This is a genomic window from Cellulophaga omnivescoria (assembly GCF_027915275.1).
Classification (GTDB): Bacteria; Bacteroidota; Bacteroidia; order Flavobacteriales; family Flavobacteriaceae; genus Cellulophaga; species Cellulophaga omnivescoria.
On sequence record NZ_CP115819.1, the window covers coordinates 2,091,763 to 2,106,409 of the forward strand.

The following is a 14,647-nucleotide window of genomic DNA, read 5'->3' on the forward strand; positions in this document are numbered from 1 at the left end:
TTTTAAAGTTTTAGGTTAGCCTCCTTGAGCAGGACGTATTAACAATACATTGTCATGAGGTTGTAAAATAGTAGTGCTCCAGTTTGTTTTTGGTATTACATTGCCGTTAATAGCAATGGCAACACCAAAAATGGTAATTTCTAGAGTTTGTATTAGTTGAGACACATTAGTTTCTCTAGGAATTAAGTGCTCTTTGTTATTTACGTTTATGGGTATCATAACGATACATTTTAAGTGCTAGGTTATAGCGTTAAAAAATCCAACTAAATCGTAAACTGTGTGTGAAAATGCATTCTCCGGAAAACGGAAAAAACACTAAAAGATAGAAATCATAAAAAGAATTCAACTTTTCCCTTCGGCTGTACTAACAGCATCAGGTTCAAAGGGTATTTCTCAGTTCTTAAAAAGAACACCCCTAAAGTTTACATAACAAATGTATTAAATATTTTGTGATAAGACCTAATAAAAAATAAAACTATTGTGCTTGCAATTTTATCTAAGTATTTTTAAAATAGTTGTAAGTTTTTAATTGTGAGTGTGTTGGGTTTTTACTATTTGTTACGTACTTATTTTGTTGTTTAGCATCTATAACTCGGGCTTTAACGTTGTCTAACAACTGAATTTGTAAAATATCTTTTACTATTTTAAAATTGTCTTTGTCTAGTATGGGTGTAATTACTTCTATTCTGTGAGATAGGTTACGCGTCATCCAATCCGCAGAGCCAATAAAAAGTTTTTCGTCTCCATTATTTCCAAAAAGATATACACGTCCGTGTTCTAAATATCGGTCTAAAATACTTGTTATTGTAATATTTTCACTTTGTCCTTTTATGCCAGGTACTAAACAGCAAATGCCACGTATTATTAGATGAATTTTTACCCCAGCATTACTTGCTTTGTATAATAGTTGAATCATTTTTTTATCCTCAAGGCTGTTCATTTTAAGAATAATTAATCCTTCTTTTCCTGTTTTTGCAAACTCAATTTCTTTTTCTACTAATCTAGAAAAAACGTGTCTGGTTGTAAAAGGAGATACTAGTAATTTTTTTGCTTTAGGAACAATTAAGGCGCCTTGGAGCACTAAGAAAACTCGATTTAGTTCTTTGCAGATTTTTTTGTCTGTAGTCATTAAACCAAAATCTGTATACAAGGTAGCTGTTTTTTCATTAAAATTTCCGGTGCCAATATAGCTGTAAGTTGTAAGTATGCCCTTGCTTTCTTTTTCTATATAGATAATTTTAGAATGTACTTTTATGCCAGGATAACTATAGATTACTTTTGCGCCATTATCTTTAAAAATTTTACCCCATTTTAAATTATTGTCTTCATCAAACCTAGCTTTAGCTTCTATAAACACCACCACATTTTTACCAGCTTTTGCAGCCTTAGCAATAGCAGTATTTAATCTAGATGTTTTTGCTAAGCGATACAGTGTTATTTTTAAGGTTTTAACTTCATCATTTGTTGCGGCTTCTTCTAATAGTTTTATAACAGGTTCAAAAGATTGATAAGGGTAATGTATTAACTGATCTTTTGCGTCTATTGCGTTAAAAACCGAGTTGTATTGTGTTAGTAAAGGGTGTTGTAATGGTTCTAATTTAGAATTGCTTAACTGTTTTTTAGTTGGATTTGGAAAACTAAAAAAATCTTTAAAATTATGATAAATTCCGCCTAAAATAATGTCTGTATTATATAGGTTTAGTGTGCTTTTAATTGCATTTAAAAGCGTAGTTGGTGCACTTGCATCTACTAATGCACGTGTTGCTTGGCCTGTTTTTCTTTTGGGTAAAGCATCTATTATTTTTTGCATTAAATTGCCAGAGAATTCATCTTCTATATACAATTCTGCGTCTCTAGAAATTTTTAAAGCATAATAATTGTTATTGTTTTCTTTATTTAGGTTGTATTTTAAAACATCATCTATAAAAGTAATATAGTGCGTTTGGCTGGTAGAAGGAAATACAATAAAGCGAGGTTTGTTTTCAGGAATTTCTACAAGTTCTATTTCTTCATTATTTTTTAATGTTACTAGGTATGATGCTTCATTTTCTGCAAAAAGAGAGTTTTTAGTTGCTGTTTTTTCTGTTTGTATGTTAAGTGTGTTTTTTAGGTTGGTGTTGTAGTAATCTTCTGCAAACTGCTTTTGTTTTAGGGTAAAGTCTTTATAATTAATTAGATGTATGCCCTCAGATTTTAAATCGGGAATAATTTCATTTAAAAAAATGTCTCCAAACTCTTGCTGCTGTAGGTCTACTTGTTTTTTTATTTCAGCTAATACCTTATTTGGCTTTGTAATTAGTTTTTTGCGCAAAGGTTTCTCTATACTTTTTATTTGCCTAATATCTGACACTCGAACTTTAAAAAACTCGTCTAAATTAGATGAGAAAATTGCTAGAAATTTTATGCGTTCGTATAGCGGATTTCTTTTGTCTTTTATTTCTTGCAGTACTCTGTGGTTAAAACGTAACCACGATAAATCTCTGTGATAGTATTTAGAATTGTAAAGCTTGCTCATAAATAGTAAAATAAGCAATTTATATGTTTTAAAATAAAGTTATGTAAGTATTTTGTTAAGTTATTGTATGTGCAGCTTTTAAGTTGTGTTTGTATTTAATACACTTACTAAATAATTTTTATTGCTTGTAAACCATTAAATTTGTGATGTGAAGTTACCACTAGTAAATAAAGAAAAAACAACGGCTTTAATTAAAGATGAAGCCAAACGCTTAGGGTTTATGTCTTGCGGTGTTTCTAAAGCTGAGTTTTTAGAGGAAGAGGCTCCGCGACTAGAAAAATGGCTTACTAAAAATATGAATGGGCAAATGTCTTATATGGAAAACCATTTTGACAAACGCTTAGATCCAACAAAGCTTGTAGAAGGTTCTAAATCTGTAATTTCTTTATTGTTAAATTACTATCCAGAGGAAACTCAGAATACAGATGCTTTAAAGATTTCTAAATATGCTTATGGTCAAGATTATCATCACGTTATAAAATCTAAATTAAGAGAGTTACAAGAGTTTATTACCAACAATATTGGTGAGGTAGAAGGTAGGGCGTTTGTAGATTCTGCTCCTGTGTTAGATAAGGCCTGGGCAGCAAAAAGTGGTTTAGGTTGGATAGGTAAAAACAGTAACTTAATAACGCAAAAAGTAGGTTCTTTTTATTTTATTGCAGAGTTAATTGTAGATATAGAACTGGCTTATGATAGTGCTGTAACAGACCATTGTGGTACTTGTACCGCCTGTATAGATGCTTGCCCTACGCAGGCAATTGTAGATCCGTATGTTGTAGATGGTAGCAAGTGTATATCTTACTTTACCATAGAGTTAAAAAATGAAATTCCTGCTGATGTTAGAGGAAAGTTTGATGATTGGATTTTTGGCTGTGATGTTTGCCAAGATGTATGTCCGTGGAACAGATTTTCTAAACCACACAATGAGCCGCTATTTAATCCGCACCCAGATTTGTTGTCTATGACCAAAAAAGATTGGGTAGAAATTACTGAAGATGTTTTTAGAAAAGTTTTTAAAAAATCTGCAGTAAAACGTACTAAATTCTCTGGTTTGCAACGTAACATAGATTTTTTAGATTAATATTATAATTTAATTGGTGCTATACCCTTAAATTTGCACCTTAAAATTAGAAGCAATGAGCAACGAGAAGAATAGAAGAGAAGCTTTAATTTACCACGCAAAACCACAGCCTGGTAAAATAAAAATTGTTCCTACTAAGCCTTATGCAACACAAAGAGACTTGGCATTAGCTTATTCTCCTGGCGTAGCAGAGCCTTGTTTAGAAATAGAAAAAGATAAAGAAAACGTATATAAATATACTTCTAAAGGAAATTTAGTAGCTATAATATCTAATGGTACTGCTGTATTAGGTTTAGGAGACATTGGCCCTGAGGCATCTAAACCTGTTATGGAAGGAAAAGCTTTATTGTTTAAGATTTTTTCTGATATTGATGGTGTAGACATAGAGGTTGATACTAAAGATGTAGATAAGTTTGTAGAAACTGTAAAAATGATAGCACCTACTTTTGGTGGTATTAATTTAGAAGATATAAGTGCACCTGCTGCTTTTGAAATTGAGCGCAGATTAAAAGAGGAATTAGATATTCCTGTAATGCATGATGACCAGCACGGTACAGCAATTATTTCTGCAGCGGCATTATTAAATGCATTAGAAATAGCAGGTAAAAATATTGAAGAAGTACGTATTGTTGTAAGTGGTGCGGGAGCAGCAGCTGTTTCTTGTACAAGATTATACAAAGCTTTTGGAGCTAAGGATGAAAATATTGTAATGCTAGATAGTAAAGGCGTTATAAGATCAGACAGAGATAACCTATCAAAAGAAAAATTAGAGTTTGCATCAGACAGAAAAATAGACACTTTAGATGAGGCTATGAAAGATGCAGATGTTTTTGTAGGTCTTTCTATTGCAGATATTGTTTCTCCAGATATGTTATTGTCTATGGCAAGCAACCCAATTGTTTTTGCAATGGCAAATCCTAATCCAGAGATAAATTACGATTTAGCCGTAAAAACAAGAAAAGATATTATAATGGCTACAGGAAGGTCTGACCATCCTAACCAGGTAAATAATGTTTTAGGATTTCCTTTTATTTTTAGAGGAGCACTAGATGTAAGGGCTACAGGTATTAATGAAGCAATGAAAATGGCAGCAGTTAAAGCCATAGCTAAGTTAGCAAAAGAACCAGTGCCAGAGCAAGTAAATATTGCTTACGGAGAAACAAGATTAACTTTTGGTGAAGACTATATTATACCAAAACCTTTTGATCCAAGATTAATTGCAGAAATTCCTTTAGCGGTGGCAAAGGCAGCTATGGATAGTGGTATTGCTAAACAACCTATAGAGGATTGGGATAAATATAAAGAAGAGTTAATTAGGCGTTCTGGAAACGATAATAAAGTTGTACGTTTATTACACAACAGAGCAAAAGTAAATCCTAAAAGAATTGTATTTGCAGAGGCAGACCATTTAGATGTGCTAAAAGCTGCTCAAATTGCTTATGAAGAAGGTATTGCAGAACCAATTTTGTTAGGTAAAAAAGAAACTATTTTAGAGCTTAAAGCAGAATTAGAGTTTGATGCAGACGTACAAATTATAGATACTAAAGCAACAGAGTCTAAAGGGCAGCGTACATTATACGCTACTAAGTTTTGGGAAAACAGAAAACGTAAAGGAGTTACGTTTTACTACGCTAAAGCTAAAATGAGAGAACGTAACTATTTTGGTTCTATGATGGTAGAGGTTGGTGACGCAGATGGTATGATTTCTGGTTACTCTAGAGCATATCCTACTGTTGTAAAACCTGTTTTTGAAGTTATTGGAAGAGCATCTAATGTGCAAAAAGCAGCAACGGTAAATATTATGGTGACAGATAAAGGTCCTTTATTTGTAGCGGATACATCAATAAATATTAATCCAAACGCAGAAGAATTGGCAGATATAGCTTTAATGACGGCTAACGTAGCTAAAACTTTTGGTTTTGATCCTGTTATGGCTATGACATCTTATGCTAATTTTGGATCTTCTAACGAGCCAAATGCAGTTAAGGTTAGAAAAGCGGTAGAAATATTGCACACCAAACACCCAGATTTAGTTGTAGATGGAGAAATACAAATGGATTTTGCTTTAAATAAAGAATTATTACAAAGTCAGTTTCCGTTTTCTAAATTAGCAGGTAAAAAGGTTAATACGTTTATTTTTCCAAACTTAGAGTCGGCTAATATTACCTACAAGTTGCTTAAAGAGTTAAATGATGCAGACTCAATTGGTCCAATTATGTTAGGCTTGAGAAAGTCTGTACATATTCTTCAATTAGGAGCAGATGTAGATGAAATGGTAAATATGACAGCAGTTGCTGTTATAGATGCACAAGAGAGAGAGAAAAGAAAAAAAGCTAAAAACAATCAGTAAATAAATAATACAAACCAACCTATACCATTCATATGATTACACATTTAAGAGGAAAATTAGTAGAGAAAAATCCAACATTTTTAGTAATTGAGTGTAATGGTGTAGGTTACTTTGTAAACATATCACTGCATACCTTATCTAAGGTTTCAGACGAAGAAAATATACAGCTGTTTACACATTTACAAGTAAAAGAAGACTCGCATACACTGTTTGGTTTTGCAGAAAAATCTGAACGAGAAATTTTTAGGTTGTTAATTTCTGTGTCGGGTATTGGTCCTAGTATTGCGCGTACAATGTTATCATCATTATCACCTGCTCAGGTAAGAGATGCAATTGCTGGAGGAGACGTTGCAACTATACAATCTGTAAAAGGTATAGGCGCAAAAACAGCACAGCGTGTTATATTAGATTTAAAGGATAAAGTATTAAAAATATACGATATTGATGAAGTTTCTACTTCTTCAAACAATACAAATAAAGAAGAAGCGTTATCTGCTTTAGAGGTTCTTGGTTTTGCACGTAAGCAAGCAGAAAAAACTGTAGATGCTGTTGTAAGCAAGGATCCAACATTAAGCGTTGAAAACATTATTAAGTTGGCGCTGAAAAATTTGTAATAAGTTTGAAAACAGGGGCAAAAAAAAATCTTTCACCATTATATAGGTTACTAATTATATGTGTGCTTTTCTTAGGTGCGCCAACTTTTGCATATGCACAAGATGGTGAAGAACAGGAGCAAGAACAAGATTCTACAAAAACAGGTGTTGCACTTGGTAAAATTAATTTGCCTAATCCTAATAGTATTGTATCTAAATATACCTATGACCCAAATTTAGATAAATATGTATATTCAGAAAAAGTAGGAGAATTTAATATAAGTTATCCTATTTATTTAACTCCAGATGAATATTTTGAGTTAGCACGTAAAGAAGGAATGAAAAACTACTTTAAAGAAAAAGCAGATGCTTTTTCTGGTAAAAAAGCAGGTAGTGAGGAGGCAAGAAAAAACTTATTGCCAAACTTTTATGTAAACAATAATTTCTTTCAATCTATCTTTGGTGGCAATACAATAGAGGTTATTCCAACAGGTTCTGTTGCTATGGATTTAGGTGTTATTTGGCAAAAAAATGACAATCCATCTTTGTCTCCTAGGCAACGTACCAATACTAGTTTTGACTTTGATCAGCAGATACAGTTAAGTATGCTGGGTAAAATTGGAGAAAGATTACAAGTTAGTGCAGACTACAACACAGAGGCTACTTTTGATTTTCAGAACTTAGTGAAGTTAGATTATACGCCTACAGAGGATGATATTATACAAAAAATAGAAGTTGGTAATATTAGTATGCCATTAAATAGCTCTTTAATTACTGGAGCACAAAGTTTATTTGGTGTTAAAACACAGCTTCAGTTTGGTAAAACATTGGTTACAGCAGTTTTATCGGAACAAAGATCTCAAAATAATACAGTTGTTGCCCAAGGTGGTGGTACAGTAGAAGAGTTCTCTTTCTCTGCTTTAGATTATGATGAGGATAAGCACTTTTTTTTAGCGCAGTATTTTAGAGATAACTATGATAGTGCTTTAGAAAACTACCCGTATATCCGTAGTCAAGTACAAATTACAAGGTTAGAGGTATGGGTAACAAACAGAAGGCAAGAAACATTAAATGTTAGAAACGTTGTTGCAATACAAGATTTAGGAGAGTCTAACACAGATCAAACAAGAATTGGTAAAAGTGGCGGAGCTCCAGCAGGATTTTTTAATGCTAGTGCGGCAGGTAATTTACCTCTAAACAATGCCAATGATTATGATCCTGCTTTAATAGGCAATGGTGGTGCGTTAACAAGTCAAGTTAGAGATATAGCAACCGTACAAGCTGGTTTTAATGTGCCAGGTTATACTGTTAATCAAGGCTTTGATTATACAATTTTGGAGAATGCTAGAAAATTAGATATAGGAAAAGGAGAGTATACTTTTCATCCACAACTAGGGTATATCTCATTAAGTCAGCGTTTAAGTAATGATGAGGTTTTAGCTGTTGCCTTTCAGTATACTTACCAAGGTAATGTTTACCAAGTAGGTGAGTTTGCAAATGGAGGTTTAGAGGCAACATCGGTTTCAGCAGGTGCTACTCCTGTAGTTGAAAACAATACTTTGGTGTTAAAGTTACTTAAGAGTAATATTACTGCTGTGCAAGATCCTATTTGGGATTTAATGATGAAAAACATCTACAACACAGGGGCGTATCAATTAAGTCAAGAAGATTTTAAACTTAATATTTTATATACAGACCCAACGCCAAGAAACTATATAACTCCTGTTGCAGAGGGTGCAGGTTCTGGTTGGCCTACAACACCAAAGCCATTGCAAGAGCGTATTTTATTAGATGTGTTTAATTTAGATAGGTTAAATGCGTATAATGATGTGCAATCTGGTGGAGATGGTTTTTTTGATTATGTAGAAGGTTTAACTATAGATTCTCAAAACGGAAATATAATTTTTACAAAAGTAGAACCTTTTGGTGAGTATATTTTTGAAGAGTTAGGTGGTGGTGTGTATGATGTAGATAATGACCAAGGTTATAATGATAACCAAAAAAAGTATGTGTACCGAAATATGTACTCACGCACTAAATCTGCCGCTTTAGAAGATGCAGATAAAAATAAATTCATAATTAAAGGTAAGTATAAATCGCAAGGTATTAATGGTATTCCAATTGGCGCTTTTAATGTTCCAAGAGGTTCTGTACGTGTAACCGCAGGAGGAAGACAATTACAAGAAGGTATAGATTATACCGTAAACTATTCTGCAGGAACAGTGCAAATTTTAGATCCTAGTTTGGAGGCTAGTAATACGCCAATAAATATTTCTGTAGAGAATAATGCGGTGTTTGGGCAGCAAACCAGACGTTTTACAGGTGTTAATGTAGAGCATCAGTTTAACGAAAAATTTGTTTTAGGTGGTACTTTCTTAAATTTAAATGAGCGTCCGCTTACTCAAAAATCTTCTTATGGAGTAGAACCCGTAAATAATACCATGTTTGGTTTAAATGGAAATTTCTCTACAGAAATACCATTTTTAACTAGGTTAGTTAATAAGTTGCCAAATATAGATACAGATGTTCCTTCTAACTTATCTATACGTGGTGAGGTAGCTTTATTAAAACCAAACTCGCCTAAAAATGCAAATTTTGAAGGAGAAACTACAACCTATGTAGATGATTTTGAAGGAGCACAATCTTTAATTGATATAAGGTCTTCATTAGGTTGGTATTTAGCAAGTACGCCTTTAGAGTTTGCAGATCCAAGCGGACAATTGTATGGTAGTTCTCCAGATGATACAGAAAATCTTAGAAATGGATTTGGAAGAGCTAAAATGGCTTGGTATTCTATAGATCGTCTTTTTTATTCTAACCAAAGACCATCAGGAATTAATGATAACGATATTTCTTTAAATGCAACTAGGAGAATATTTATAGATGAGGTTTTTCCTAAGGTAGAAATTGCACAGGGACAATCTACAACTCAAGGAACTTTAGATTTGGCTTATTACCCAAACCTAAAAGGTCCGTATAACAACAATGCAGATTTTAATACTACTAATCCAGAAGACAAATGGGCAGGAATTATGCGTCCAATGAGTAGTACAAATTTTGAACAAGCAAACGTAGAATTTGTGCAGTTTTGGGTTTTAGATCCTTATGTAGACGGAGAAACTACAAGTTCTGGAGAATTGGTATTTAACATTGGTAATATATCTGAAGATATTTTAAAAGATGGTAAAAAACAGTATGAAAATGGTTTGCCAGGTATTTCTAGTAACGACTTGGTTTCTGAAACATCATGGGGTAAAGTGCCAGCAACACAATCTTTAGTGTATGCTTTTGATGCAGAAGAAAACAACAGAACATTACAGGATTTAGGGTATGATGGTTTAAGTGATGCAGATGAAACATCAATTTTTACAAATAACCCTGCTAATGATCCTGCTTTAGATAATTATGAGTATTACCTAAATAAAGAAGGTAGTATTTTAGAGCGTTACATAAATTACAACAATCCGCAAGGAAATTCTCCTGTACAGGTAACTAATACAAACAGGGGTTCTACTACATTGCCAGATGTAGAAGATATTGATAGAGATTTAACAATGAATACTGTAAACAGTTACTATGAGTACAGAATTCCTATTAAGCCTAATACAACTATTAATGATAAGTATGTAACAGATATTAAAGAAGGGCAAACGCCAACTTTACCAAATGGTACGGTTTTAAATAGAAGATGGATACAGTATAAAATTCCGTTAAGTGATTTTACAGATGCCATTGGAGGTATTACAGATTTTAGATCTATTAGTTTTATGCGTATGTATTTAACTGGTTTTTCTGATGATGTTGTAATGCGTTTTGCAACTTTAGATTTGGTTAGGGGTGACTGGCGTACTTATACTAAATCTTTAGAGCCAGATGTAGATAATAATCCTGATGATGATGGCACTTTTGTAGATGTGGCAACAGTTAATATTGAAGAAAACAATACAAGATCTCCAATTATTTATGATTTGCCTCCGGGTTTACGTAGAGAGCAACTAAACAATAACAATACTATTGTACAACAAAACGAACAATCTCTTTCGTTCAAAATTGAAAATTTAGAGTCTCAGGATTCCAGGGGTGTATTTAAAAATATAAATATTGATATTAGACAGTATGAGCGTCTTAAAATGTTTATTCACGCAGAAGAAATTTTAGAATCAGATTTCCCGGATGGCGAAAGACCTTTAGTTGGTTTTTTAAGGATTGGAACAGATTTTAGTGAAAACTTTTACCAAATAGAAGTTCCTTTGGAGTTTACCGCACACGGAGAAAGTGATAGAGAAAAAATTTGGCCAGAAGATAACGAGATACTTATTGAGTTGTCAGACCTAAATAAAATAAAATCTTATGGTATTGCGGGGCAAACACTAAACCAAATAAATTATTACGAAATTATAGACGGGGAAGTTGTTCCTGTAGGTGAGTTTGATGCTCGTGAACCTGGTGTAATGCGTATAGGTTTAAGAGGTAACCCTTCTTTAGGTAGCATACGTAGTATGATGGTGGGTGTAAAAAACACTAGTGATGCTGCTGCACGTGGAGAGGTTTGGTTTAACGAGTTGCGTTTGGCTGGTTTAGATAGTAATGGCGGATGGGCAGCAATTGGTGCGGTAGATTTAAATCTTGCAGATTTTGCAGACGTATCTGTTACTGGTAGTAAAAGTACATCTGGTTTTGGAGGTATAGATCAAATGCCAAATGAGCGTGCAAGAGAAGATGCAATGTCTTATGATGCTGTTACAAATATTAACCTTGGGCAATTATTACCTAAGAAATTAGGTATACAATTACCGTTTAATTATGGAATTTCTGAACAATTAATTACACCAGAGTTTGACCCTGTTTATGACGATCTAAAGTTAGAAGATAGAATAGCAGCAGCCCAAACGCCAGAGGATGCAAAAGCTATAGAGGAGCAAGCAGAAGATTATACAAAAAGAACCAGTATAAATTTTATAGGTGTACGTAAAAATAGAGGAGAAGAAGCAGATGCTAATTTTTATGATATAGAAAACTTTACCTTTAATTATTCTTACAATGAGGTTAATCATAGAGATTTTGAAATTGCAAAACTAAAAGATCAAAACGTTGTTGCTGGTTTAACATATGCGCATAATTTTGAGCCAGTAGAGGTTGCCCCTTTTGCTAAAAAAGATTCATTATTTACAGGTAAATATTTAAAATGGTTAAAAGACATCAATTTAAATTTATTGCCAACAAGCATAGCGGTTAACTCAAATATAAACCGTCAGTTTAATCAACAACGTTTTAGAGATGTTGTAGAGCCTGGAGTAGATGCATTAGCGTTGCCAGAATTGCAGCAGCGTAATTATATGTTTAACTGGCAATACAATATAAATTATAATTTAACTAAGTCCTTACGTTTTAATATTTCTGCTTCTAACAATAATATAATTCGTAATTATTATAAAGATGATACAGGAGTAGATATAGATGATCAATTAAATATATGGGATGGCTTTTTTGACATTGGTGAGCCAAATAGGCACGCACAACAGTTTGAGTTAAATTATGATATTCCATTTAGTAAAATACCTGCTTTAGACTTTATAAATGCACAATATGTTTATACTAGTAATTTTGACTGGCAACGTGGTGGTGATGCCCTAAAGGAAGTTGCAGGTGAAGATATTAATAGAATTCAAAATGCTAGTACACATACAATAGCAGCAAACTTAACAATGCAAAAGTTGTATGATATGATTGGTTTAAAAAAATCTAAAGGAAAAACTCAGTTAACAACTACACGCCAGGATAAGGCAGGTAATACACCTAAAGCTAAAAAAGGCGGATTTGGTAAGATTGCTACAGACCTGGTAACTATGGTTAAACGTGTAAACTTTAATTACACAGAAACTAGGGGTAAGCAATTGCCAGGGTATACAAATTCAATTGGTTTTGTTGGTACAACAAAACCTAGCTTAGGGTTTGTTTTTGGTAGTCAAGAAGATATACGTTATGATGCGGCAAAAAGAGGTTGGTTAACAACATTTTCAGACTTTAACGAGCAGTTTGTTCAAGAGACAAACAGGCAGTTAGATATTACTGCTGTAGCGGAGCCAATAAGAGATTTAACTATAGATATAACAGCAAATAGAAATTTATCTGAGCGTTATCAAGAAAATTTCTCAGTAGCTTTTGAAAATGGAGAATATGAATATCAAAACCTATTAGGTAACAACTATGGTAATTTTGGTATATCTACAATAATGATAAAAACAGCCTTTGCAAAAAGCGATGAGTTTGAGTCAGCAACTTTTGATCAGTTTAAAGAGAACAGGTTAGTTATAGCTAATCGTTTGGCGGGTAATACTGGGGCAAGAGATGCAGAAGGTTACCCAGAGCGTTACGGTAAAACTAGTCAGGATGTATTGTTGCCTGCATTTGTAGCTGCATATACAGGTCAAGACGCTTCAAAAGTTAAATTAGGAGCATTTAGAAACTTTCCTATTCCTAACTGGAGATTAAAATATACTGGTTTAATGCGTATAAATTGGTTTAAAGAAAAATTTAAGCGTTTCTCTATTAGTCACGGTTATAGAGCCTCATATAATATCAATTCTTTTCAAACTAATTTAGAAAGAGAAAACACAACAATAGATCCAGAAACTCAAGATTTCTTACCAGAGAATATTATGGCAAATGTTGTGTTAACAGACCAGTTTAATCCCTTAGTGCGTTTAGATTTTGAAATGAAAAACTCTATGAGTGTTGTTGCAGAATTACAAACAATGAGGGCCTTAACAATGAGTTTTGATAATAATTTACTAACAGAATTAAATAGTAATGACTATACAGTTGGTCTAGGTTACAGGTTTAAAGATGTAAATTTTGTTACCAATATAGGTGGTGATAAAGTGCGTTTTAAAGGAGATTTAAACTTAAAGTTAGATGCTACTTTAAAAGACAATATTACTATAATTAGAAACCTGGAGTTAAATAACAACCAAATTACATCTGGGCAAAATGTATTTTCATTAAAATTTGGTGCAGATTATGCGTTAAGTAAATCGCTAGAGGTCGCTTTCTTTTATGATCATTCATTCTCTAAATTTGCGGTTTCAACTGCTTTCCCACAAACAACAATAAATACAGGTTTTACATTTAAGTACAACTTTGGTAACTAAATTAACTGTATCACTTAAAACGGTTTAGTTGATAATTACGGTAGACTTGTTTTAAATAATAAGTTTCTTATGATTTTTCAAATTAAATAATTTTCAAATCATTATTTATCTGTTACATTTGCTGCACTAATTTAAATTATACTAAAATGAACATACCATCAGAATTAAAGTACACTAAGGATCATGAGTGGGTTAAAATAGATGGCGACATAGCTACTGTAGGAATTACAGATTTTGCTCAAGGAGAACTAGGAGACATTGTTTATGTTGAGGTAGAAACGCTAGATGAAACCTTAGGTAAGGATGAGGTTTTTGGTACCGTGGAGGCTGTTAAAACGGTTTCAGATTTATTTTTACCATTATCAGGAGAAATAATAGAGTTTAATGAGTCTTTAGAAGACGAACCAGAAAAAGTGAATTCAGATCCTTATGGAGATGGTTGGATGATTAAAATTAAAATAAGTGATGCTTCTGAGACAGAAAACTTAATGTCTGATGCTGATTATAAAGATTTAATTGGTGGTTAAAAAGCCAATTTATACCATATTGTTTATAAGCTGGGTAGTGTTCATTACATTACTCAGCTTATTTTCTTTTAGTAATACAGATTTGCCGTCGGTAAAAATACCATATATAGACAAGTTGGTACATTTTACTTTTTACGGTATAGCAACATTACTTGGTGTGCTGTCTTTAAAAGAACATTTTACTTTAAAAAAAGTTAAAACGGTAATTGTTTGGTATTTAGTAGTTGTTTTAGTTGGCTATGGCATAATTATTGAGATATTGCAAGATACAATCACCGTTACTAGAAGTGCAGAATTTTTAGATTTTGTTGCCAATACAATTGGTGTTTTTATAGGCTTATTTATAGCCAAACAACTTTTTTTAAAAGAAAGAATATTAAAATGAAAAAATTAATTGCTTAATTAGATAATATTTATTTAAATTAGCGAA

At 32.8% G+C, this 14,647-nt stretch carries 8 protein-coding genes and 1 riboswitch; of the genes, 6 read left to right on the plus strand and 2 right to left on the minus strand.

Going from position 1 to position 14,647, the window contains the following annotated elements; translation table 11 throughout:
• Positions 1-15 precede the first annotated feature (15 nt).
• Positions 16-219 carry a sulfur carrier protein ThiS gene (thiS, locus tag PBN93_RS09280; RefSeq protein WP_271080503.1) on the minus strand — a complete coding sequence of 68 codons (204 nt, stop codon included), beginning with the start codon at positions 217-219 and terminating at the stop codon, positions 16-18.
• 114 nt (positions 220-333) lie between these two features.
• Positions 334-427: riboswitch (TPP riboswitch) on the minus strand.
• A gap of 69 nt (positions 428-496) precedes the next feature.
• Complete coding sequence (gene ppk1 / locus PBN93_RS09285) at positions 497-2,515, minus strand: polyphosphate kinase 1 (protein ID WP_271080504.1); 2,019 nt, start codon at positions 2,513-2,515, stop codon at positions 497-499.
• A 148-nt stretch (positions 2,516-2,663) separates the two neighbouring features.
• Between ppk1 and queG the strand changes: the two genes are divergently transcribed.
• The 6 genes from queG (at position 2,664) to PBN93_RS09315 (ending at position 14,602) form a co-directional block, all read left to right on the plus strand.
• The gene (queG, locus tag PBN93_RS09290) at positions 2,664-3,596 is read left to right on the plus strand and encodes a tRNA epoxyqueuosine(34) reductase QueG (RefSeq protein ID WP_271080505.1); all 933 of its coding nucleotides are present in this window, start codon (positions 2,664-2,666) and stop codon (positions 3,594-3,596) included.
• Positions 3,597-3,651: 55 nt separating this feature from the next.
• Entirely contained in the window at positions 3,652-5,946 is a 2,295-nt protein-coding gene (locus tag PBN93_RS09295) for an NADP-dependent malic enzyme (protein WP_077401853.1), read from the plus strand.
• Positions 5,947-5,978: 32 nt separating this feature from the next.
• Positions 5,979-6,560, plus strand: a complete 582-nt coding sequence (gene ruvA, locus PBN93_RS09300) for a Holliday junction branch migration protein RuvA (RefSeq protein WP_077401856.1) — start codon at positions 5,979-5,981, stop codon at positions 6,558-6,560.
• A gap of 5 nt (positions 6,561-6,565) precedes the next feature.
• Positions 6,566-13,690 carry a T9SS outer membrane translocon Sov/SprA gene (sov, locus tag PBN93_RS09305; RefSeq protein ID WP_408612176.1) on the plus strand — a complete coding sequence of 2,375 codons (7,125 nt, stop codon included), beginning with the start codon at positions 6,566-6,568 and terminating at the stop codon, positions 13,688-13,690.
• Positions 13,691-13,836: 146 nt separating this feature from the next.
• Positions 13,837-14,217 carry a glycine cleavage system protein GcvH gene (gcvH, locus tag PBN93_RS09310; RefSeq protein WP_271080507.1) on the plus strand — a complete coding sequence of 127 codons (381 nt, stop codon included), beginning with the start codon at positions 13,837-13,839 and terminating at the stop codon, positions 14,215-14,217.
• Between the two features lie 37 nt (positions 14,218-14,254).
• Complete coding sequence (locus PBN93_RS09315; RefSeq protein WP_171974479.1) at positions 14,255-14,602, plus strand: VanZ family protein; 348 nt, start codon at positions 14,255-14,257, stop codon at positions 14,600-14,602.
• Positions 14,603-14,647: the final 45 nt, after the last annotated feature.